We start from the raw sequence: 22,644 nt of genomic DNA, 5'->3' as shown, positions 1-22,644 counted from the left end.
ATTGGCGAAAGGAGAAATGTAAAATGAAATGTGATTGCGCTAATTGTCCTACACATGCCTGCTACACCAAGGGTGTTAACTGCACAGGCGTGCCCTTGGAGGCTGTCAAGGAAGCCTATACCGAGGAAGAATTAAAGCTTATGCAGGCTGCTGCCTATGTTGAAGGCACGTTCTACAGTAACATCTGCCGTCTGCAGGAAACTGCGGAGTTTGCCAAAGCTATGGGCTACAAAAAGCTGGGCATGTCTTTCTGCATAGGCCTGAATGCGGAAGCACGTTATATTGCCAAATATTTTAAGCAGCAGGGCTTTGAGTTTTACAGCGTATGCTGCAAAAACTGCAGCTTCCCCAAAAAAGAGCTGGGACTGAAGCAGGTTAAGCCGGAGCTGGAGCATGAGGCAATGTGCAATCCTAAGTTCCAGGCTAAGTTTTTGGCAGAAAAGGGCGTTGAGCTCTACATTTCCTGCGGCCTGTGCGTTGGCCATGATGCCATTTTCAATATGAACGCCGAAGGACCGGTAACTAATCTGGTAGTTAAGGATCGTCTGTTGGCCCACAATCCTTTGGGCGCTATTTATTCCCGTTACTGGAAGCGTAAGCTGGGAATTATGGATGACGGAGAGGTATAAGATACATTGATTTTTACAGGGGGTAATCTCGGAGAACAATTAAAATTCTCTCTTGGATTACTCCCTGCTAACTTCTTTGTAATTTTCTCGTTAATTGGTGAAAAAATACTCCCTTCCCCGTTGCTTTTTTATTGCAATTTGATACAATATAATTTACGGAAGGAAGGTACACTAAATGATATTTGATACACATATGCACTGCGATTATTCCTGTGACAGCGAAATGAAATTTGCTGATGCCATCGGCGCAGCAGCTGAGCAGGGTATTGGTATAACGATTACAGAGCATTGGGATTATGATTATCCGACTAATCCGGAAGCATTTACTTTTGATATAGACGAATATTTTGCGCGCCTGCAGCCGCTGAGCAGCGACAAGGTGCTGATAGGCATTGAAATCGGCATGCAGACGCATACTGCGGCTGAGGATAAAAAGGTGGCACAGACTCATCCGTTTGACTATGTGCTGGCTTCTATCCATTGCATCGGCGGACGTGATTTATACGAGCAGACCTGCTACAAGGGACGCACACGTCAGCAGATTGTAGAAGAATTTTTGCATGATGCGATTACCTGCCTGGAGCAGGAGCGCGATTTTGATGCGTTTGCGCATATTGACTATATCTGCCGTTATTGGCCCTATAAGGGGGCGGAGCATGAGCTGCGCCTGGAGGATGCACCGGAATTATTTGATAAGCTGTTTTTGCTTTTGATTGAGCAGAACAAGCCTATCGAAATCAATACCCGCCGCCTGGATGATGCTGTGGCGGTAGCAGGCTTGCTGCCGCTGTATAAGCGTTACCGTGAGCTTGGCGGCAAATACTGCACTCTTGGCAGTGATGCCCATTATAAGGAGCATGTGGGGCGCAGACTGCAGGAGGCGCTGGCTTTGGCAGCGCAGGCAGAGCTGACACCTGTTTATTTTAAAGCGAGAAGGATGCAGATTATGGAGGGGTTAAAATGAAATGCGTGCGTTTTGAGGATTTGCGGACAGGCAACAAGCGTATAGGCTTTATTGACGGCGATGTTATCCGTTGCGTATATGGTTCTCTGGAAACATATTGGCAGATAACGGATGAAACCTTTGCTATGCGTGATGTACGTTTGCTGGCACCCTGCGTACCGAAGCAGATTATCTGCGTCAGCTTTAATTACCAGAAGCATGCCGCTGAATTTGGTGTAGAGGTTCCGCGTGAGCCGAGTATTTTTTCTAAGGCTGCACATACCGTTGTTGGTACAGGTGCGAATATCATCTGGCCGAAGCAGGTGCGGGAACTGGCCTATGGTGCGGAGCTGGGCATTGTTGTGAAAAAGAAGATGAAGAATGTTAAGGCGGAGGATGTGCCTAAATATATTTTGGGTTATACCTGCGCTAATGATGTTACTGCCCGCGATTTGCAGCGCAAGGAACGTCAGTGGCTGCGCTGTAAATCCTTTGACACCTTCTGTCCCTTGGGACCGTGGTTGGAAACGGAGCTGGACCCCAGCGATTTATCCATCCGCTCTTATGTCAACGGCGTGCTTAAGCAGGATGCACGCACGAGCAATATGATTTATAATCCCTATGAAATCTTGAGCTATATTTCCCAAAGCTTTACTTTAGATGCCGGTGACCTTATTTTGACAGGTACTCCAGTAGATGCAGGACTCTTGAATGAGGGTGATGAAATCACCGTCGAAATCGAAGGCATTGGCAAGATTACCAACAGAGTAGTCATGGAATAAGATTTTTACAAGACGTGTGTTGCTGCACGTCTTGTATTTTTTTCCTGATTGTGCTATATTTTGACTGATAAGTCAGCGATATATATTGTAATACCGGACTGATACTGCTGCTTGGGAGAGAGCAGCTAAAGGAGGTTCTTTTTTTATGCTTCAGAATATGACAGAGGGAGCACCGTTGAAGCTGATTATTCCCTTTACGGTGCCACTTTTGATAGGCAATGTTTTTCAACAGCTGTATAATATTGCCGATATTATTATTGTCGGGCGAACGATTGGCGTGAATGCCTTGGCTGCCGTAGGTGCGGTATCGCCGCTGTTTATGCTGACGATGGTTTTGACGATTGGTCTCAGCAACGGCTTCACCGTTGTTACCGGTCAACGCTACGGTGCGCAGGATATGCAGGGAATGCGTCGCAGCATTGCTACCTGCGTTGTGTTGAGCATATTTTTCGTCTTTCTCATTATGGGTATTATGCATTTGGTGATAGACCCGCTGCTGGCGATGATGAATATTCCGCCGGAGCTGATGTCTGATGCCTATGCCTATGTAATGATTATCGTCGATGGTTTGCTGGTGATGATGGCGTATAATCTTTTGTCCGGTATTATGCGCTCCCTGGGGGACAGTAAAACACCGCTATACTTTCTTATTGTGTCTTCGATAGTGAATATTATTCTGGCACTTGTTTTCATCATCAGCTTTGGTTGGGGCGTACCGGGCAGTGCTTTTGCACTGGTTATTGCCCAGGCCTTTTCGGCAGTGCTGTGCGTAATTTATATTTACAAGCGTTTTCCGCAGCTGCATATTCATCGCAGCGACTTCCAATTGGATTGGCCGGAGCTGTGGGCGCATCTGCGTATGGGCCTGCCGATGGCAGTGCAGTTTTCTGTTTTAGGCTTAGGCATTATTATTCTGCAGTCAGTCTGCAACAAGTTTGGCAGTGACCAGATTGCCGGCTTTACTACGGCGATGCGCGTAGAGCAGCTGGCACTGCAGCCGATGATTTCCTTTGGCATTGCGATGGCTGTGTTTACGGCGCAGAATTTCGGTGCTCGCCGCTTTGACCGCATCCGTGATGCGGTGCGTCGCTGCTCGCTGCTGACGCTGGCCTTCAGCCTGTTTGCTGCGGTTGTGGTATTTGCTTTCGGCGAAGAGGTTATCGGCATCTTCCTCGATAATCCGTCACCGACGGTTATGGAGTCCGCACATCTTTACATTATGTATACTGTGCCTGTTTACTTCTTCCTCAGTCAGATTTTTATTTACCGTAACGCCTGTCAGGGCATGGGCGTAAGCATGATTCCTATGCTTTCGGGTGTGGTGGAGCTGATAATGCGTTCTATCGCGGCAATATATCTCAGCGTGCCCTTTGGCTATGAGGGCATCTGCATGGCGGAGCCGATTGCCTGGATCAGCTGTGCAGTATTCGTCTTTGCAGCTTACCATTATTTTGTGCGTCTGCTGGAAAAGAAATATACACCTGTTAACTGAATATAATGCAGAAAAATGCGCAAGGCGTCTGCTGCCCGCGGTGCGGGGCGGCAGACGCCTTGCTTTGTGCTTTATTAATAAAAAGGTGGAACTCTTGGTTATTTGCCGCGACGTTTGACATCCTCGTCAACTAACGCGCGTTTTTCTTCGAGGGCCTTATCAAAATCTGCGCCTGCATTAAAGCAGAGCATGGCAGAGCTCAGCATTGCAAAATTCTTTAAGGTACCTTCGCTGTCAGCCTTGTAGTTTACGGCACGCTTTCTGCTGATGCCGAAGCTCTCTGCTTCTGCTGCAGCATCAATGTTGGCACCCAGGAAAACAAATTCCCAGCCATCCGTTTCCTGACGCTTGCTGAGCATATCTTTAACCTTTTTATAGGTGTAGTTTTTGCTGCTGTTTTCGTAACCGTCGGTAATGATTACTATGATTGTTTTAGCGGGGCGGTCTGCAGCAGCCAGCTTTTTGTGCAGCTTGTGGATATGGCTGACGCTGCCGCCTACGGCATCCAGCAAGGCAGTGCAGCCGCGTGGCTGGTAATCCTTGGCTGTCAGCTCCTTGATATCGCTGATAGGCAGACGGTCATGTAAGATTTGTATTTCATGGTCAAAAAGTACGGTGGAAATTACTGCCTTAGTTCCGCTTTGCTTCTGTTGGTTCAAAAAGCTGTTGTAGCCGCCGATAGTATCTTTTTCTAGGCCGCTCATGGAACCGCTGCGGTCGAGTACAAAGACAATTTCGTTAAAATCAGGTTTTACATCAATCATGCTTGCGTCCTCCTTTGCTTTACTGAGTTTATTATAGCAGGAGGAAGCTTGCAGCAGGTCGCGCGGTGAGCGACATTTTAGAGCGAAGTACCGGCGTATTTATAAAGCAGCTCGTTGACTGTAAAAATATCATATACCGGCTTGGTGAAGCAGAAGCTGATAATCACATCAGCCTTATCGTTGGGGGAGAGTGCATATTCGGCATAACGCAGTAGGTCTGTAGCCTCGTCTAAATTAAGCTGCAGAGCGAGTGCTAACGCAATGACCGTTTTCTTGCTTGGATGATAGTCCTTTTTGCGCAGCTTGGAAAAAAGCTTGCGGTCAATATTGGCTCTTTTGTAGACCTCGACATCCTCCAGGCCTTTTTTCTCAATCAGACGGAAGAGCTTGCTGGAAAAGGTGTTTTTATCCGGCTGAGGAATGAATTCCGGCCAGATGTAGCAGCAAACATTTTCTTTAACTGACGACTTTTTTGTATCTTTTTCCAGTTCTGTCATTAAACAGTATTGGCTGAAGAGCAATTTTTTTTCTTCTATGTAATGCTTGCGGATATAGGCTTCCAGGGAATGGCATAATTTAAAATCTAACATAGCGTATCTCCTTAAGTGAAAAGTATTTGCTTATAGTTTAGCAGATGCAAGGTAGTCTGTAAAATAGCCTGCTAAAGGATGTTTTTTATACTGTAAAAGCTTCGCCTGGTTTATAGCGTATTTATGTAGCAGAAAAGCTAATTTTTATCTCGACAAAATTTCCTGCGCAGGTTACAATTAAATTACAGAGAATACATTTAAGGATGGTGAATGCTATGAAAAAAATCTTGCTATTACTGTCGATGCTGATGTTTATTTTTACTGCTACCGTATCGGCGGCTAGTGCTGTTTTCCTAAAGAACCAATGGTATGAGCCCAGCGAAGGCACAGCAGAATATGTCAGAGTATTTACAACGGATAATCCTGATTATTATCGCTATATCAATGACAGATTTGCTTTTGCTATTAATCTCCCGGCAAATTTCAATCAGGCTTTCGAGAGCACTAACGGCGATGGCTGTATTTTTAAGGATGAATACGGCTCCAGCTTTACTGTCAGCGGCGGTCACAATATGGGCATGACGCTTGCCGATGAATATAATATGGATATCCAAAATCATCCGTCTGCTGCCTATAGGGCTAAGGGTGATGACTGGTACGTTATTTCCTATCTGGAAAATGACAGGATTTACTACAAAAAGTGCTTTATAAACGGTGAATATTGGAATACCTGGTATTTTGATTATCCTTCCTGGCTGGCAGACAGCTATAATAATAAATGCGCTGCTATTGAGCCGACATTTACACCCGGTTGGAAATCCGGCAGGGCTATTTAATGATAAGCTGAACGCGTAACGAAAGTTACGCGTTTTTTCTTTATTTATCGCGCCTTGTGTGATAAAATTAATATATTATGGGTTAGTATGTATTGCACCTGCTGACCACAGGTAAATGACAGGAGGCGGAGCTGTGACAGCAGAGCAAAACAATATATATGGAACACTTTATTTATGCGCTACGCCTATCGGTAATCTTGAGGATATGACACCGCGCGCTTTGCGGATGCTGCAGGAAGCAGATTTGATTGCGGCGGAGGATACACGTCATACGCTGCAGCTTTTGAATCACTTTAATGTCAAAGGTCGCCTGGTGCGTTATGATGAGCACAGCAAGGATAAGCAGGGCGAATATCTTTTAGGCCAACTGCTGGAGGGCAAAAATGTTGCCCTTGTGAGCGACGCAGGCTTTCCGGGAATTGCAGACCCCGGTGAGGCTTTGGCTCATGATGCGATTGCCCATGGTATCAGAGTGGTGCCTGTTCCCGGTGCCAACGCTGCTTTGTGCGCTTTGATTGCCAGCGGCCTGCCGACGTATCCGTTTTTCTTCGGCGGTTTTTTGCCCAAGAGCAAGCGCAACAGACGCGAGCAGCTGGAGCAATGGCAGCACATTCCTGCGACGATAATTCTTTACGAAGCGCCGCACAGAATTGTGGAGGTGCTGAAGGATATCCTGGTTGCCTGGGGCGACCGTCCTTTGGCGGCAGCACGCGAGCTGACGAAGCTGCATGAGGAATTCTACCGTGGCACAGTCAGCGGCTGTCTGGAATGGCTGGAGGCCAATTCACCGCGTGGTGAGTTCTGCCTGGTGCTTGGTGCCGGCGACGGTGCTTTCGCTGCAGCCGAGGAGGAGCTGGAGCCTCTTGACGAGGTGCGCAAGCTGATGGCTGATGGCGTAGATAAAAAGGCTGCCTTGGCGCAGGTAGCAAAAAAACGTAAAATTCCCAAACGGGAGCTATATAACCAACTAATTTCTGAAGGAGATGGGTCTGACAATGACTAAACCGAGTTATTATATTACAACACCAATTTATTATCCGAGTGATAATCTGCATATAGGCCATGCCTATTGCACAACTATCGCTGACAGCCTGGCACGCTTCCACCGCCTGAAGGGTGAGGATGTATTCTTCCTGACCGGCAGTGACGAGCACGGTCTGAAAATCCAGCGTAAGGCTAAGGAAAAGGGCGTAACCCCGATTCAGTATGTAGATGCAATTATTGCTAACTTCAAGCTGCTGTGGAAAGAGCTGAATATCTCCAATAATGACTTTATCCGCACCAGCCAGGAGCGTCATCACAAGGTAGTTCAGGATGCACTGCAAAAAATTTATGAGCAGGGCGATATCTATAAGAAAAACTACAAGGGCCTGTACTGCGTACCCTGCGAATCCTACTGGCTGGAGCGTCAGCTGGATGAAAACCATTGCTGTCCCGACTGCCATCGTCCGGTAGAGGAGATGGAGGAGGAAAGCTACTTCTTTAAAATGAGCAAATACCAGGATTGGTGGCTGCAATTCATCGAAGAGCATCCGGACTTTATCCAACCGGCAAGCCGCCGCAACGAGATGATTAATTTCGTTAAGCAAGGTCTGGAGGATTTGTGCATTACCCGTACCACCTTTGACTGGGGTATTCCTGTTCCGTTTGACAAAAAACACGTTGTTTATGTATGGTTCGACGCTCTGCTGAACTATCTGACCGGTATTAAATATGGTACCGATGATGCCTTCTTCCACAAATACTGGCCGGCAAGCCTGCATCTGGTAGGCAAGGAAATCGTGCGCTTCCACACCATTATCTGGCCGATCATGCTGCATGCTATGGGTTTGGAAATGCCGCAAGAGGTTTATGGTCATGGCTGGCTCGTAGTTGACGGTGACAAAATGTCCAAATCCAAGGGCAATGTTATCGACCCGCTGGGTCTGATTGATGAGTTCGGCGCTGATGCTATCCGCTACTTCCTGCTGCGCGAAATCAACCTGGGCAGTGACGGTAACTTCTCCCGTGATGCATTGATTACCCGTGTAAATGCAGATTTGGCCAACGACCTGGGCAACCTGCTGCACAGAACCGTAAGCATGATTGAAAAATATCATGGCGGTATTGTTGCTGATACGGGTGATAGCGAACCGATTGATGACGAGTTGAAGGCTCTCGTTAAAGAAACCGTAGCTAACTATGTTAAGGCTATGGACAACATGGAAATCAACACTGCAATTAAAGGCGTATGGGCTTTAATCAGCCGCGCCAACAAATATATCGACGAAACCGCTCCTTGGATTCTGGCTAAGGACGAGGCTAAGGCTGACCGTCTGAAGACTGTTATGTATAACCTGGCTGAAACCCTGCGTATCGTGGCTATTTTAATCAGCCCGTACATTCCGACCACCAGCCCGAAGATTTACACCCAGCTTGGTCTGGCTGTGCCTGAGCAGTTCCTGCTGGCTGACGCTGAATGGGGCGGCCTGGCAAACGGCACTAAGGTTTGCAAGGGCGAGCCTCTGTATCCGCGTATCGAGGTTACCGAAGACGGTGCAACCATCATCGGCGGCAAACGCTATGAGCATAAGGCTGCAGCTCCCGTACCTGCTCCGGTGGAAGAAGCAAAGCCTGCTATGGAGCCGATTAAACCGGAAATCGCCTTCCCTGACTTCGAGAAGATTGACCTGCGCGTAGGCAAGGTTCTGGAAGCGGAAAAGGTTAAGAAATCCAAAAAGCTCCTCAAGCTGCAGGTAGAAATCGGTGATGAGGTACGCACTATTGTCAGCGGTATCTCCCAATACTATGAGCCTGAACAGATGGTGGGCAAAAACGTTGTTGTTGTAGCAAACCTGGCACCTGCTAAGCTGATGGGTATCGAATCCTTCGGCATGCTGCTGTGTGCTTCCGACGGACAGGGCAATCTGGCTCTCGTTGACCCGCAAAATCTTGCTTCCGGCAGTCGTGTAAAATAAAAAAGTGCTTGATGCACTCTAAGATTTAGAGCAGTCACTCTGATACGTTTTGGCGGATGAGGAGTGCCTGCTCTTCGTCTATTAACATATAGTCTTTTGTTTTGGAAGGGGGACTTATCAGTGTCCGAAAAGCTTTTTTCGCGCTTGTTCTGGCGCCCGTATCTTTGTATAGGCATCAGCATGGTTTTAGTGCTGTTCAGCAGCATGGTGCCGTATATTCTGCCGCATGCATGGCTGGGGGAGCATTATCCCGGTTATGGCTTCTATATGTTTAAGGGTATGGCCTGGACGCTGAAGCTGGCGCTGCTGATTTATTTATATGGCATTGTCTGCATATTTACGAAAAATTATTTCCCTAAGCTGAGCAGCCTGTGCACCGAAGAGGTGCGCGCGGTGATTACCGGCTATAAGAGCAGCTGGAGCCGTGGCAAGCAGCTGTGTCCGGTTTTTACCTATAAAGTCGGTGATAAGGAATACAGCGAGGCTTTGAATGAAGCCAAGGGAACGAAGGAAAAGAGTGGCGACGTGCTGGAGCGTGGCTTTACGCTGAAGCTGCCGCGTAAAATTATTTATAATCCGCAAAACCCTAAGGAATTTTATCTGCTGGGATGCGAATATTATTCGCGTAAGGCGGCGGTTTTCCGTTATATTTTGTTCAGCATGCTGTTGTTTTTGCAGCTGTATCTGAACTTTTTTGTGAATGTGAGGTAGATTATGAGCAGAACTGGTTTGTGGGATTCGCATGCCCATTTAGATGACGAAGCGTTTAATGAGGACAGAGAGCAGCTGATTGCACAGCTGGAGCAGGATATGGACGGTATCGTCAATCCCGGCTGTGATGCTGCCAGCAGTGCTGTTGCGGTGGAGCTGGCGGAAAAATATCCGTTTATCTATGCGGCTGTTGGCTGGCATCCGGAAAATTTAAAGGGCATTCCTGCCGATTATCTGCAGCAGCTGGCAGAGTGGGCACAGCATCCGAAGGTTGTGGCAATCGGTGAAATCGGCCTTGATTATTACTGGAAGGAAAACGAGCCGAAGGAGGTACAGAAGCGTATTTTCTTAGAGCAGCTTGACCTGGCTAAGCAATTTAACCTGCCGGTGATTATTCATGACAGAGATGCGCATGGCGATATGCTGGAGCTGTTCCAAAAGGAGGTGCATGGCGTACAGGCAGTGTTCCACTGCTTCAGCGGCTCGCTGGAGATGGCGAAGGAGCTGGCTAAGCGTGGCTATTATTTTGGCTTCGGCGGCACGTCTACATATAAGAATGCGCAGAAGGTGCGCGAGGTTATGCAGTATATTCCTAAGGAGCTGCTGCTGTTTGAAACCGACAGCCCTTATCTGACGCCGGTGCCTTTCCGCGGCAAGCGCAATAATCCCGGCTATACGGAATATACAGCACGCAATGCTGCGCAGGTGCTGGGAATGGATTTTGAAGAGCTGGCGGCAATTGCTACGGCGAATACTAAAAGATTATTCTGGAAGATAAAATAAGCATAAAGTTGCTTTCAACAAAAATCAGAGAGGTCTTGTGATGCGCAGGCCTCTCCTTTTTTGTGCCCAAGCATGCGTTTAAAGAATAAATTTACGCTGTTAGCAGCTGAAATGCTATATCTGCAGTGCTAAATATGTTAAAATATAATGATGTACTAAATTAGTTTAGCTTTGCCGGAGGGAGCAAATAATGAAAAATAAAATTAGCATGCCTTTAATAGAGGCAATGCTGCAATATAAAAGTGAGGATGTCTATCCTCTGCATACTCCCGGACATAAGGGAGGACGCGGCATGCAGCGCTTGCTGCGTCAGGAGCTGGGTGCCAGCGTGCAGATGGACGTGTCGCTGATGAGCGAGCTGGACGATATCCACGAGCCGGAAACCTATATTAAAGAAGCGCAAGAGCTGGCAGCGCAAACCTACGGCAGTGATGCCTGCTTTTGGGCAGTCAATGGTACAAGTCAGGCGATTCATGCCATGCTGCTGACAGCGCTGAATCCGGGAGAGAAGCTGCTGTTGCCGCGCAATGCGCACCGCAGTGTTGCCGGCGGACTTGTTTTGGGTGGCATAGAGGCAGTGTATCTGCAGCCGGAGTATCAGCCGGAATTTGGCATTCAGATGCAGGTTACTGTGCAGCAGATAGAGACGGCGTTGGCGCAGGACAGCAAAATTAAAGCGGTGCTGCTGACCAGCCCCAATTATTACGGTGTGGCGGCAGATGTGCGGGCGATTGCCGATTGCTGCCATGCGCATAATGCAGTGCTGCTGGTGGATGAGGCGCATGGACCGCATCTGGGCTTCAGTGAGCTGTTGCCGCCGTCCGCTCTGCAGTGCGGTGCTGATGCCTGCGCTCAGAGTACGCATAAGATTTTGGGCGCGATGACGCAGTGCAGCATGCTGCATGTGCAGGGAGCACGTCTTGATTTGCAGCGTGCGGCTGATGTGATGAGCATTTTGACGACGACAAGTCCCAATTATCTGCTGATGGCATCGCTGGATGCTGCCAGAGCGCAGGTGCAGGCCTACGGCGGAGAGATGGCAGCGGCGGCTGTGCAGGCTGCCGCCAAGCTGCGCAGCCTGTGTGCCGCCTATAGCGGCCTGCGTGTAATGGAAACGGCAGATTGCGGCGGACTGCAGCTTGATACTACCAAGGTGACGGTGAATTTTGCAGCCTGGGGTTATACCGGCGTAGAGGTCGGGGAGCTTTTCCGTGAGGCAAGAATTGCTGTTGAGCTTGTAGATGCCTATAATGTACTCTTTTTGGTGACCTATGCCGATGTTACTACGGATTATGACGAGGCGTTGGCAAGGATTGCTGCCGTACTGGATAAGATGCAGGCGCAGAAGCGTACACCGCTGCAGCTGGCAGCGGCAGCGCAGGTGCCGCAGACGCAGGCAGTTCTGCCTTTGCGCGACGTATTCTATCGTGCGAAAAGAGCGGTGCCGTTGGCGCAGGCTGTTGGCAAAATCTGTGGCGAGCAGGTGAGCTTTTATCCGCCGGGAATACCGGTGCTGCTGCCAGGTGAGCTGGTAACGGAAGAGATTATTGCCTACTGCCAGGCGCAGAAGGAGCTTGGACTGCCGGTAAGCGGACCTGCAGACAGCAGCTTACAGACGATACGTATTATTGCGGATTGAGGTAAATAAAATGCGAGGAATTTTTATTACATTTGAAGGAATAGACGGAGCGGGGAAAACTACCCAGCAGCATTTGGCAGCGCAGGCCTTGCGCGAGCAGGGCTATGATGTGCTGGAAAGCCGCGAGCCCGGTGGTACTCAGCTGGCTGAAAAGGTGCGCGCCCTGGTGCTTGACCCGGAGCTGCCGCTGACAACGGCAACGCAGACGCTGCTGTATCTGGCAGCACGCAGTGAGCATGTCGACAAGCTGCTGCGTCCGGCGCTGGAGGCAGGCAAGATAATTATCTGTGACCGCTTCAGTGATTCTACGTTGGTGTATCAGGGACTGGCGCAGGGCAAAGCTCCGGAGGAACTGGCGCAGCTGCGCCAGCTGGGCTCTTTTGCTACCGGAGGCTTGGAGCCTGATTTGACGCTTGTTTTTGATGCCGACCCGGCAAAATTGCTGGTGCGTCGCCAGCAGCGCGGTGTACAGGACCGGTATGAGCAGCAGGGGCTGGATTTTCAGCAGCGCCTGCGTACAGGCTTCCAGCAGCTGGCCGCGGCAGAGCCGCAGAGGCTGCAGGTGATTGACGCCTTAGGCAGTCAGCAGGAGGTTGCTGCGAAGGTGCTGCAGGCCATCGGCAGAATAATCAGCGGAGAGAAATAAAATGTGGGAGCATATCATCGGCCACACAGAACAGAAAAAATTTTTGCAGAACTATCTGCAGGCCAAGGAGCGTCCGCACGCATTGCTGTTTAGCGGTGCAGCTGGCTTGGGCAAGCGTACACTGGCTCTGGAATTTGCCAAGGCACTGCTTTGCTTTAACCATAGCGGAACAGATGGCTGCGAGGCCTGTCGCCTGATGAATCTGCAGGACGGCAATTTGAGCCATCCGGATTTTGTGCTGGTGCAGCACGAATGGGATGATAAAAATGACCGCTTGAGGAATACGATTATCATCGACCAGATCAGAGAGCTGACTGCCAAAACGGTGCTGGCGCCGGTAATGTCACCGACGCGGGTGTGCCTGGTGGAGGATGCAGATACCATGGTGCCTGCGGCCGCCAATGCTTTTTTGAAGCTGCTGGAGGAGCCACCGGCAGGCTGGGTGATTATTTTGCTGGCAGCCAATGTAAATAAGCTGCTGCCGACGATTATGTCGCGCGTGGTGCAGCTGCGCTTTCAGGCGCTGGAGCCGCAATTGGTGGAGCAGGCGCTGCGTGCAAGGCAGATAGAGCCTGCCAAGGCCGCAGTGTTGGCACGTATCAGCGAAGGCTCCATCGGTCTGGCGCTGAATCTGGCTGCTGGCAAGGGACAGATGGACGTCTTTGAATGCCGTAAGCAGGCGGCAGCCTTTTTAGAGGCATTGCCGTTGGCAATGCCGATGAATTATCTGGCAGGACGTAGCTGGCTAGACAAAAAGCTGCAGCGTGAGCAGGCTTTACTGCTTGTGCAGCTGTGGCAGCTTTTGCTGCGCGATTTATTGATGTGCAAATTGCAGCTTTATGATAGAATATATAATATAGATTTACTGGATGAGCTGAAGAGCCAAAGCAGTGGCTGGCAGCTGTCAGCGCTGAAGCAGGCCTTAGTGATTGTACAGGAAGCGTATGACGCATTGGTAAGCAGTGTCGGTATGAAGACGGCATTGGAGACCATGGCGCTTAAAATAGATAAAATTTATAAGGAGTGATAATTTATGCCGACAGTAGTAGGCATTCGCTTTAAAAAAGCGTGCAAGATATATTATTTTGACCCGGCGGAAACAGGTGTAGCAAAGGGTGATTTTGCTATCGTGGAAACAGCTCGCGGTGTGGAATACGGCGAGGTTGTTATCGGACCGCGTGAGGTAGAAGACAAGCAGATTGTTTCCCCGCTCAAACCGGTTATGCGTAAAGCAACAGCCGATGATGACATGAAGCTGGCAGAAAACAAAATCCGTGAAAAGGAAGCGTTCAATATCTGCCTGCGCAAAATCAAAAATCATGGTCTGCCCATGCGTCTGATTGACGTAGAGTTTACCTTTGATGTGAATAAGATTATTTTCTACTTCACTGCTGACGGACGCATTGATTTCCGTGAGCTGGTTAAGGACCTGGCAGCTGTTTTCCGTACCCGTATCGAGCTGCGTCAGATCGGTGTGCGTGATGAGGCCAAAATGCTGGGCGGTATCGGCAGCTGTGGTCGTCCGCTGTGCTGTGCAACCTTTTTGGGCGACTTTGAGCCTGTTTCTATCCGCATGGCCAAGGACCAGAGCCTGTCCCTGAACCCGACGAAGATTTCCGGCATCTGCGGTCGTCTGATGTGCTGCCTGAAGTATGAAAACCATATGTACTGCAAGCATGGCTGCAACGGCTGTGGTCGTCGCGAGCGCATTGAAATTCCCAAGATGGGCAGCAAGGTAGTGACTACTATGGGCGAAGGCAAGGTAGTAGGCATCAACCGCAAGGAGCGTACCGCTGCCGTGCAGCTTTCTCCGGACAATACTATTCAGGTGGAGTGGGAAGAGCTTGTAGATGCTTCCCAGGCTGATAATGTCTGAGCAGGAAAGCAGCCTGCGCTGTGATTATGTGCCGGGCTGTGGCTATAAAATCTGGCAGGATGCCAAGGAATTCTGCTATACGACGGATTCCGTATTTTTAGGCAACTTTCCGCATGTCGTGCGTAAGGCTAAAGTGCTGGAGCTGGGCTGCGGTACCGGTGCCATCAGCATGCTGTTGGAAAGCAGAGGCGCCGCAGAGGTGACGGCGCTGGACTGTAATCCGAAGGTGACAAAGCTGGTACGCCAAAGCATTGCCGATAATTCTCTGCAGGATAAGTTTACAGTCATAGACGGAGATTTGCGCAATTACAAGCAGCTGCTGCAGCCGGAAAGCATGGATCTGGTGGCTGCTAATCCGCCCTACCGCAACAGCGGCAACGTGCGCCAGGTGGGCACTGCCGCCTGCCACGAGGTTACCTCGACGCTGGAGGATTTTTTCCGGGCGGCGGCCTTTGCTGTGCGCTATCGTGGACGCTTTGCCCTGGTGCAGCTGCCGGAGCGCTTTGCTGAAAGCATGCAGCTGGCGCTGAAGTATGGCCTGCAGCCGAAGCGCCTGCAATGGGTGCATTCCAAAATTGATAAGCCGGCCTGGATTTTCCTGATGGAAATGCAGAAGGGCGGCAGCTACGGCTTGGATGTTCTGCCACCGTTGATTATGTATAATCAGGATGGCAGCTATACAGAGCAGGTGAAAAAATTCTATGAGCCTGTTGTTAAATAATCTCAGTGGACGGGAAAAAATTAGACTATAACTAGTCTATATGCTAACAAATTACATATTTTAGATACGTGAAAATGCCGTAAATGTCACAAATTTGACGCTTCCTGCTGTTTTATGTTAAAATAATAACCGGATTAAGGAGGTTTTTATGATTAAGCATATATGCAGATTACATTTAAATTGTTTATTGTCTGCCGTTATTCTTATGCTGATGGTACCCTTCCTGACGGGTTTTGATATTTCACAGCAGGTGACTATTCTTTATGATGGTCAGACAAAGGAAGTGCGTACTAATGCAGTAAAGCCGGGCAAAATTTTGCAGGAGGCAGGCATTGTCCTGGAGAAGGGCGATGGCTGGAAGCTGCAGAATACTAAAAGGGTGCAGAACGGCAGTGTCATTGAGGTACTGCGCGGCAAGCCCTTTACTGTTATCCGTGGCAATGAAACGGTAGAATACAAAAGCTGCAAGCCGACTGTAGGCGAGGCGCTGAAGGATTTGGGCATCTCCTATAAAAAGGAGCGTGTATATCCGGATGTGCATGAGCCGTTCAAGGAAGGCATGCAGGTTTATATTTTGAATGCCGATGAGGAGCTGCAGTTCAGTGAAGCAAGTGTAGATATTCCGGTGAAGTATGAGGACGATTACAGTCTGAACTTCGGCACGGAAAAGATACATGTTGAAGGCAAGGCAGGTACAGCGAAGGTTGTTTCCAAAAAGGTGAAAAACGGTGACGGCAGTCATTCTGTGCAGGAGCTGACGCGTCATGTGCTGATTGAGCCGGAAACAAAGGTTATCCGCAAGGGTATGGCGATGAGCGTCTATACTCCTGAGGGCTATAAGCGCTATACGAAAAAAATCAGCGCCCATGCCTCTGCTTATGTAGCAACAGGCAGCCGTACTTCTATCGGCCTCGTTCCGTATGAAGGCATTGTGGCTGTTGACCCGCGCTTCATTCCGTATTATACAAAAATGTATATTCCTGGTTATGGTATCGCTATGGCTGGTGATACCGGTGGCGATATGGTTCACCATAGAGTAGATTTGTTCTTTAATGATTATCATCGTGCTATCCAGTGGGGCAGACGCGATGTAGATATTTATATTTTAGCTGATTAAGGTGGAATTTATCTGATGCTTAAGGAAGTGCTCGTAGTAGAAGGAAAAATGGATACGGTGGCAATTGGTAAGGCGCTGGAGGCCGACACTATCGAAACCGGTGGCTTTACGCTGGCCCCCTATACTCTGCGCCAGATAGAGGCTGCGTATAAAAAACGCGGGATAATTATCCTGACTGATCCTGACGGTGCAGGAGAACGCATTCGTCGCTTCCTGACGGAGCGCTTTCCGGACGCAGGGCAGGCGTTTATTCCCAAGCGTCAGGCGACTGCCAACAATGATGTAGGCGTGGAGCAGGCGCAGCCGGAGGCGATATTAGAAGCACTGTCTAAGGTGCGTCACCATGAATATCGTCCGCAGCAGGAATTTACCATGCGTGATTTATTCCAAAATGACCTGAATGGCAGCGAGCGTGCTTCTGCGCGCCGTGATGCGCTGGGTGCCGAGCTTGGTATAGGCTATGGCAATGCCAAACGCTTTTTGGAACGCCTGAATCATTATGGCGTGAGCCGTGAAGAGTTTACGGCTGCTTTAGAAAAATTGGAGAGTGAAGAGTGAATAAACCCGTTATTGCTTCTCCCCAGGTAACGAATCATATTCTGCACCGCTTTAAGTTGCGTGCCGATAAGAAGCTGGGGCAGAATTTCCTGATTGATGAAAATATCGTGCGCCGTATTGTGGAAGCAGCAGAGCTGTCCCCTGCGGATAAGGTGCTGGAGGTAGGCCCCGGCATAGGTACGCTGACGCAGGGGTTGGCAGAAAGCGGTGCCGATGTTGTAGCAGTAGAGCTGGATAAGCGCCTGCTGCCGGTACTGGATGTTACGCTGGAGGGCTATGACAATGTACGCATTGTCAATGGCGATATCCTGCAGGTAAATATTATGGAAACGGTGGCAGCACCGGAATTCAAGGTGTGCGCTAACCTGCCGTATTATATTACTACGCCGATTATTTTTGCCCTGCTGGAAAAGCGTCTGCCCATGGAACGCTTAGTTGCTATGGTGCAGAAGGAGGTTGCCGAGCGCATGGCTGCCAAACCAGGCAGCAGAGATTATGGTGCGCTTTCGGTAGCTATTCAGTATTATACCGAGCCGGAGATAGCGTTTATCGTACCGCCGACCTCGTTTATCCCCGCACCGGCTGTTGATTCGGCTGTTATTGTGTGCAAGCGCCGCTCCGAGCCGCCGGTAAAGGTGTGCGACGAAGCATTGTTCTTCCGCGTTGTGAAGGCAGCATTCTCCCTCAGACGTAAGATGCTCAGCAATTCGCTGAAGAATATGGGCATCAACTCCGAGCAGTGTGCGCAGTGGCTGCAGCGTGCCGGTGTAGATGGCAAGCGCAGAGCGGAAACGCTCAGCCTGGAGGATTTTGCGGCCTTGACCAATACCTTCGGTGCAGAAAAATAAAAAACGCTGAAAAGAAGTTGCTTTACAAAACAGCAGAGAAAATGTAATGTAGTTTACACTTTCTCTGCTGTTTTTGGCTTTTTCAGGGCATAGTTATTCCTGTTATGCATTATTAATATTCTAATAAAGCATAACTATTATAAACTTACTTGCTGTATTCCAAAGCGTTATAATTTGCCCTCTTGAAAATTCTGACGAAATCGTTTATATTATAACTACAGGGAATAATAAATATTCCCTAAGGTTTGCGCGGCGCTTCACCTCACAAGATGAAAGCGAGGTAAGTATTATGGAAAAGTTATTAGCAAAAATGTATGAGCAGTCAGAAACAAAAACAGAAAAGAAGCAGTATCGTGTGCTGAATGCACTCAAGGCTGCAGCCTTCCTGAATCTGGCAGTTTTCTACTTCATGTACAATATCAATGTAGCTCAGGGTACTAATCCTGCTTGGGATTATGCCTGGTGGCAGCGGCTGACGCTGTGGAGCATTGTGGTTCTGTGCGGTATGACCTTCAGCCAGGGCAGCAATTATCTCAAATGGGGATTGGGCCTTTTGGGTGTAGGTACTGCGATTTCGCTTTGCACCTATATTTTTACACCGCAGCACGCCATTTATTTTGGCATCTTTACCTTCCTTGGTCTTGCTTATCTGGTAGTACAGCCAATTCATTGGTGGCTACAGAAGTCTCCCGGTTCCTGCGGTTGGCTGTTATCTGCAATAGCCTATGATTTGACCAGGCATCTTACAGATGGCGTGATCATCTGGCAGGGTAAGATAATCGGACATCTGCCGTCCTTCCTGTACGGTGACTGGAACGTATGGTTGGGGCTGCCTAGTGCAGATTTTGTCTCGCTGGAGTATGTGCCTTTCCTGCCGAACATCTTCTTATTCTTGTGCGGTCTCTACCTGTTCCAGTTTATGTCCGAGCATGAAAAAGGACAAGCTTATCTGAAGAAGCTGAGCTAACTTAACAAGCCTTTCTTTAAAAGTCAATTTGCATAGAAATTCTCGTGGTTATCAAGTTTGTCTGCATATGGTGTTATCCCTCTACTTATTTCTTCTTAACCTTTAACACCCCATGCTTTTAGCCAATGTCCCAACAAAGCTAATGTCCCCGGACTCATAATTAACGAGAGAGAAAGAGGAAAATCCTCCGCAGCTGGCGAGCTGTCGGAGGATTTTTCTTTATGGCTGATTTAATTTAAAGCTGTCTAAGGAATAAATTGCCTGCGGCAGATAGTTATCTGCCTGAGCTGCAGGCATTACGTAAAGCAGCTGGTAGGTCTTACCGTTTTGCGTAGCTTCCGCAGTCAAGAGCAGCTTGTTGCCGTGATAGTCGTTGTGGGCACTTAGGCGACAGTTCCAGATGAACGGGCTGCCGTGCTGCCATTGCCAGTATACCTTGGCATTTTCGTAGACAGGCAATGCTTCTGTTGCTTTGAAGCTTGTGGTATCTGCAGCGTCAAGCACAGTTGCTGCCAGCATCAGAATGTTACTGGCGGTGCGCACCAGCATGGCACCCTCAGTATGTGGCAGGTCTGCCAGCGGATTTTTGCCGAAGGCTTTGGGCACGGCCATACTATAGCCGCCTGCTTCACTGCTGACAATCGTAAAATCGTTCACTTGCGGTGTACGCATGAACTGCCTGGGCAGCGGCGGCTTGCCTACTAAATTAAGCTTAGGCTTAGGCTTGGGTTTATCAGCGGGTGCTACAGGCTTGTTGCCGACAACAGGTGTCTTGGCAGCATTTGTGGCGCTGGCAGCTGTTTCTGCTGCGACAGTTTTGGCTTCTGTTGCTTTGGCTGGCGTTTCATTTACGACTGCTTCCGTAGTTTCGGTTGCGTTTGGTTCTGTAGCTGTTTTGGGTGCTTCTGTTACAATTGCTTGCTCTGCTGTTTTGGCGTCAGCAGTTGCTGCTTTTGCTTCCTTGGCGTTGGGCAGTGCTTCTGTTTGCTCTCTCGCTGCTGGCGCAGCTTCAGGAGCAACGTCTGCGGCGCTTTCTGCAGCAGCGTCTTTCGCTGCATGAATATCATTCTTGCTTGTTGCCTCCGGGCGCGTGACTGGTTTAGTTGGCGTTGTGGAAACTACAGATGGCTGCTGCTGGTAATTTTGCCACAGCTCTTCGGCTGTGGCTGCGAAGCTGCTGCCTGAAAGGCCGAGCAGCAGCGAGCAGATTAAAGCAGTACGCTTCATAATTTGTCGCAGGCTTCGTTGATGGCTGCTTCGTCTACACGCATAGCGGCGATGGTTTTTTCCATCAGCTCGTCTAAAGGCCAGCCTAAAATATCGGCACCTTGCTTGATTACATCGCGGCTGCAGCCGGCAGCAAAGTGTTTATCCTTAAATTTTTTCTTCAAGGATTTCAGCTCCATGTCCTGCACGCTTTTAGAGGGGCGCATCAGGGCAGCGGCACCGATTAAGCCGGAAAGCTCATCGATAGCGAAAAGCACCTTTTCCATCTGGTGCTCCGGCTCAATGTTAGCGGCAGTCAGGCCCCAGCCATGGCTGGCAGTGGAGCGGATAATGCTTTCGTCTACACCGTGCTCGCGCATCAGCTCCTGGGATTTTACGCAGTGCTCTTCAGGATAGAGCTCAAAATCCAGGTCATGCAGCAGGCCTACAATGCCCCAGTATTCCTCCTGGTCTGCATAGCCAAGCTCCTTGGCAAAGTAACGCATAATACCTTCTACAGTAAGAGCGTGACGCAGGTGAAAGGATTCCTTGTTATATTGACGTAATAAGTTCCAGGCTTCTTCTCTGTTCATATTATCTTCCTCCTAATGCTTTTATAAATAATGCGGGTGCTTAGCTCGCTTTTAAACGTTTGCAGCTTGCGGATGCTTGGCGCGGTAATCATTAATCATATCGCCCAGCGTAGTATGGTCAACTACGCCGTCAATGGCCTGCTGAATTTTTTTATACAGACCAATCGTGATACAGGAATCAATTTGGTCACAGGGCGTTTTGCAGTCCAGGCAGGATACAGGCGCCAGGCTGCCTTCTACTGTGCGCAGGATTTCGCCTATGGTGTATTCCTCAGGCGTGCGCGTCAGGCGGTAACCGCCCTGAGCGCCGCGGGCGCTTTGGACAAAGCCTGCCTTACTTAATTGATGGATAATCTGCTCCAAATATTTATCGGAAATTTTTTGCCGGTTGGCAACTGTTTTTAAGGGTATATAGCTACCGGTGTTGTTGATGGCTAAATCAAGCATCAAACGCAGGGCATATCGTCCTTTGGTAGAAATTTTCATTGCGGTCACAACCTTTCTAATGTCTATATTTTACTATGAATTTAGTAGGAATTCAATAATGATTATAATATCTGCTGCTTGCAGGCTAAAAGTGATGATTCTGGGAGCTGAATATGAAAATGCTAGTGCCATTTTATGTTTTTTGTGTTAAAATACCCTTATACAATTAATTTCGGAGGCAGGAAGATGGAAAAAAATAAATTAGATAAAACCTTTAAGCATTATCTGGGAATTTTTACTGAGGACAAGGAACTGGGCAAGATTTTGAACAAGGTATCCTTTCAGGAATTATTTAACCCCAAGTTTTTGCAGGAAAACAGCAAATTCACTTCTATGGATGATATGATTTGGCGCAGTGGCTTTGGCATCATGAACCTGATGGAAGTAGAAAATGTTAATCAGGATAAGTGGAATGAATATATTGCTAAAAATACTGAGTGCGAAACCTGGCATGATTTTGGCAAGGTAGCAATGATTGACTGGATGAAAAACAAACTGGAAGAAGTAAAAAAATCCAAAAACTAAAATCTTTACTGCCGAAGCTGCGTGCTTCGGCAATTTTTGTTTTATGAGGGGAAGACAATGGAAATAGTTTTACACGCACTGAATGGTGTGCTGACCATTATGCTGATGATTGCTGTCGGCTTTTGTTTAGAGCGCAGGGGCTGGTTCAGCGAGGAGAGTGTGGCTCTTATTTCACGTCTGGTGAATTATGTTTGCCTGCCTACGTATATGCTGACCAATATTTTGGGGCAGTTTAAGCATGATCAGCTTATCACGCTTTCACATGGCCTTATTGTACCCATGATTTCGATGCTGGCAGGCTATTTTATCAGTAGGCTGCTGGGACGATTGATAGGAGTTCCGCAAGAGCACAGAGGGATTTTTTCCATCTGTGTCAGCTTTTCCAATACAATCTTTATAGGCCTGCCGTTGGGTATAGCTCTGTTTGGCGATGCCGGCGCACCTTATATCATGATTTACTATATGGTGAACACAACTCTTTTCTGGACGATAGGCTTTCATGATTTGGCGAGCAGCAATGGTGTAATAATGCCGTTTTTCAGTCGTAAGACGCTGAAAAGCATTATGTCGCCGCCACTGATAGGCTTTACGCTGGGCGTGGTTATGGTGTTGTTGGAATGGAATCTGCCGGAGCCGTTGTTTAAGTCCTTTCATTATTTAGGCAGCATGACTACGCCGTTGGCAATGCTTTTTATCGGTATTGCTATGAGCAAAACTCGTTGGGAGGAGATTGCTGTAGGCAAGGAGCTGGTAGTAGCTATGCTGGGACGCTATTTAATTTGTCCCTGGATAGTTTTTCTGATTTTGCCGTTTTTCCATCTGGAGCCGATGATGGAAAAGGTTTTTGTGATTATGGCAGCGATGCCGGCAATGACCAATACGGCGATTGTAGCCAAGGGCTATGGCGGCGATTATAAATATGCCGCTATGCTGACGGCGGTAAGTACTGTGCTGGCAGTGTTGTCAATACCTTTTTATATGTGGCTGGTACACTAAAAAAGATTTGCTGTTATAAATATCGTGATTTGTGATAAA

The 22,644-nt window shown here is 48.6% G+C and carries 25 protein-coding genes; 20 read left to right on the top strand and 5 right to left on the bottom strand.

What is annotated here, in order from left to right; genetic code table 11:
* The first annotated feature begins 23 nt into the window (after positions 1-23).
* The 4 genes from Q0G26_RS05085 to Q0G26_RS05070 all read left to right on the top strand — a co-directional run bounded on the left by Q0G26_RS05085 (position 24) and on the right by Q0G26_RS05070 (position 3,846).
* Entirely contained in the window at positions 24-629 is a 606-nt protein-coding gene (locus tag Q0G26_RS05085) for a DUF1847 domain-containing protein (protein ID WP_021719413.1), read from the top strand.
* A 175-nt stretch (positions 630-804) separates the two neighbouring features.
* Positions 805-1,593, top strand: a complete 789-nt coding sequence (locus Q0G26_RS05080; RefSeq protein WP_293829026.1) for a histidinol-phosphatase HisJ family protein — start codon at positions 805-807, stop codon at positions 1,591-1,593.
* The gene (locus tag Q0G26_RS05075) at positions 1,590-2,354 is read left to right on the top strand and encodes a fumarylacetoacetate hydrolase family protein (protein ID WP_293829025.1); all 765 of its coding nucleotides are present in this window, start codon (positions 1,590-1,592) and stop codon (positions 2,352-2,354) included. The genes Q0G26_RS05080 and Q0G26_RS05075 overlap by 4 nt, the downstream gene beginning before the upstream one ends.
* A gap of 145 nt (positions 2,355-2,499) precedes the next feature.
* Positions 2,500-3,846, top strand: coding sequence for an MATE family efflux transporter (locus Q0G26_RS05070; protein ID WP_293829024.1), 1,347 nt, complete (start codon positions 2,500-2,502; stop codon positions 3,844-3,846).
* 98 nt (positions 3,847-3,944) lie between these two features.
* Here the strand turns inward: Q0G26_RS05070 and Q0G26_RS05065 are convergent, their stop codons facing one another.
* The gene (locus tag Q0G26_RS05065; protein ID WP_293829023.1) at positions 3,945-4,610 is read right to left on the bottom strand and encodes a vWA domain-containing protein; all 666 of its coding nucleotides are present in this window, start codon (positions 4,608-4,610) and stop codon (positions 3,945-3,947) included.
* A gap of 77 nt (positions 4,611-4,687) precedes the next feature.
* The gene (locus tag Q0G26_RS05060; protein WP_293829022.1) at positions 4,688-5,200 is read right to left on the bottom strand and encodes a hypothetical protein; all 513 of its coding nucleotides are present in this window, start codon (positions 5,198-5,200) and stop codon (positions 4,688-4,690) included.
* Between the two features lie 215 nt (positions 5,201-5,415).
* Between Q0G26_RS05060 and Q0G26_RS05055 the strand changes: the two genes are divergently transcribed.
* The 14 genes from Q0G26_RS05055 (at position 5,416) to Q0G26_RS04990 (ending at position 18,799) form a co-directional block, all read left to right on the top strand.
* Positions 5,416-5,976 (top strand): hypothetical protein, encoded by a 561-nt coding sequence (locus Q0G26_RS05055; RefSeq protein WP_293829021.1) that lies wholly within the window; start codon positions 5,416-5,418, stop codon positions 5,974-5,976.
* A gap of 115 nt (positions 5,977-6,091) precedes the next feature.
* A complete protein-coding gene (gene rsmI / locus Q0G26_RS05050; protein WP_366517734.1) occupies positions 6,092-6,979 on the top strand; it encodes a 16S rRNA (cytidine(1402)-2'-O)-methyltransferase in 888 nt (295 codons plus the stop codon).
* The gene (metG, locus tag Q0G26_RS05045; protein WP_293829019.1) at positions 6,972-8,933 is read left to right on the top strand and encodes a methionine--tRNA ligase; all 1,962 of its coding nucleotides are present in this window, start codon (positions 6,972-6,974) and stop codon (positions 8,931-8,933) included. Before rsmI ends, metG begins: the two co-directional genes overlap by 8 nt.
* Before the next feature lie 120 nt (positions 8,934-9,053).
* Positions 9,054-9,644 (top strand): hypothetical protein, encoded by a 591-nt coding sequence (locus tag Q0G26_RS05040; protein ID WP_293829018.1) that lies wholly within the window; start codon positions 9,054-9,056, stop codon positions 9,642-9,644.
* Positions 9,645-9,647: 3 nt separating this feature from the next.
* On the top strand, positions 9,648-10,427 hold the full coding sequence (locus Q0G26_RS05035; RefSeq protein WP_293829017.1) for a TatD family hydrolase: 780 nt from the start codon (positions 9,648-9,650) through the stop codon (positions 10,425-10,427).
* A 190-nt stretch (positions 10,428-10,617) separates the two neighbouring features.
* Positions 10,618-12,066, top strand: coding sequence for an aminotransferase class I/II-fold pyridoxal phosphate-dependent enzyme (locus Q0G26_RS05030; RefSeq protein ID WP_293829016.1), 1,449 nt, complete (start codon positions 10,618-10,620; stop codon positions 12,064-12,066).
* Positions 12,067-12,076: 10 nt separating this feature from the next.
* A complete protein-coding gene (tmk, locus tag Q0G26_RS05025) occupies positions 12,077-12,712 on the top strand; it encodes a dTMP kinase (RefSeq protein WP_293829015.1) in 636 nt (211 codons plus the stop codon).
* Between the two features lies 1 nt (position 12,713).
* The gene (locus Q0G26_RS05020; RefSeq protein WP_293829014.1) at positions 12,714-13,739 is read left to right on the top strand and encodes a DNA polymerase III subunit delta'; all 1,026 of its coding nucleotides are present in this window, start codon (positions 12,714-12,716) and stop codon (positions 13,737-13,739) included.
* 6 nt (positions 13,740-13,745) lie between these two features.
* Complete coding sequence (locus Q0G26_RS05015; protein WP_021720771.1) at positions 13,746-14,588, top strand: stage 0 sporulation family protein; 843 nt, start codon at positions 13,746-13,748, stop codon at positions 14,586-14,588.
* On the top strand, positions 14,563-15,309 hold the full coding sequence (locus Q0G26_RS05010; protein WP_293829013.1) for a methyltransferase: 747 nt from the start codon (positions 14,563-14,565) through the stop codon (positions 15,307-15,309). Before Q0G26_RS05015 ends, Q0G26_RS05010 begins: the two co-directional genes overlap by 26 nt.
* A 148-nt stretch (positions 15,310-15,457) precedes the next feature.
* Positions 15,458-16,426 carry a 3D domain-containing protein gene (locus tag Q0G26_RS05005; protein WP_293387884.1) on the top strand — a complete coding sequence of 323 codons (969 nt, stop codon included), beginning with the start codon at positions 15,458-15,460 and terminating at the stop codon, positions 16,424-16,426.
* Positions 16,427-16,441: 15 nt separating this feature from the next.
* Positions 16,442-16,984 (top strand): ribonuclease M5, encoded by a 543-nt coding sequence (gene rnmV / locus Q0G26_RS05000; protein WP_293829012.1) that lies wholly within the window; start codon positions 16,442-16,444, stop codon positions 16,982-16,984.
* Positions 16,981-17,832 (top strand): 16S rRNA (adenine(1518)-N(6)/adenine(1519)-N(6))-dimethyltransferase RsmA, encoded by an 852-nt coding sequence (rsmA, locus tag Q0G26_RS04995; protein WP_210685194.1) that lies wholly within the window; start codon positions 16,981-16,983, stop codon positions 17,830-17,832. Before rnmV ends, rsmA begins: the two co-directional genes overlap by 4 nt.
* 289 nt (positions 17,833-18,121) lie before the next feature.
* Positions 18,122-18,799, top strand: coding sequence for a heparan-alpha-glucosaminide N-acetyltransferase domain-containing protein (locus Q0G26_RS04990; RefSeq protein WP_293829011.1), 678 nt, complete (start codon positions 18,122-18,124; stop codon positions 18,797-18,799).
* A 219-nt stretch (positions 18,800-19,018) separates the two neighbouring features.
* On the opposite strand, the gene Q0G26_RS04985 is transcribed toward Q0G26_RS04990, so the two are convergent.
* Genes Q0G26_RS04985 through Q0G26_RS04975 form a run of 3 tightly spaced genes read right to left on the bottom strand, consistent with a single transcriptional unit; the run spans position 19,019 to position 21,084 of the window.
* On the bottom strand, positions 19,019-20,026 hold the full coding sequence (locus Q0G26_RS04985; RefSeq protein WP_293829010.1) for a hypothetical protein: 1,008 nt from the start codon (positions 20,024-20,026) through the stop codon (positions 19,019-19,021).
* Positions 20,023-20,598 (bottom strand): hydrolase, encoded by a 576-nt coding sequence (locus tag Q0G26_RS04980; protein ID WP_293829009.1) that lies wholly within the window; start codon positions 20,596-20,598, stop codon positions 20,023-20,025. The genes Q0G26_RS04985 and Q0G26_RS04980 overlap by 4 nt, the downstream gene beginning before the upstream one ends.
* A gap of 51 nt (positions 20,599-20,649) precedes the next feature.
* On the bottom strand, positions 20,650-21,084 hold the full coding sequence (locus Q0G26_RS04975; protein ID WP_293829008.1) for an Rrf2 family transcriptional regulator: 435 nt from the start codon (positions 21,082-21,084) through the stop codon (positions 20,650-20,652).
* Positions 21,085-21,270: 186 nt separating this feature from the next.
* Between Q0G26_RS04975 and Q0G26_RS04970 the strand changes: the two genes are divergently transcribed.
* Both Q0G26_RS04970 and Q0G26_RS04965 read left to right on the top strand, forming a co-directional pair.
* Entirely contained in the window at positions 21,271-21,609 is a 339-nt protein-coding gene (locus Q0G26_RS04970) for a hypothetical protein (RefSeq protein ID WP_009144405.1), read from the top strand.
* Positions 21,610-21,666: 57 nt separating this feature from the next.
* A complete protein-coding gene (locus Q0G26_RS04965; protein ID WP_293829007.1) occupies positions 21,667-22,605 on the top strand; it encodes an AEC family transporter in 939 nt (312 codons plus the stop codon).
* Positions 22,606-22,644: the final 39 nt, after the last annotated feature.

The sequence above is a fragment of the uncultured Phascolarctobacterium sp. genome, from assembly GCF_934190775.1.
Lineage (GTDB): Bacteria > Bacillota > Negativicutes > Acidaminococcales > Acidaminococcaceae > Phascolarctobacterium_A.
The sequence above is the reverse complement of the archived record's forward strand: the minus strand, read 5'-3'. Positions and strand labels throughout refer to the sequence as shown.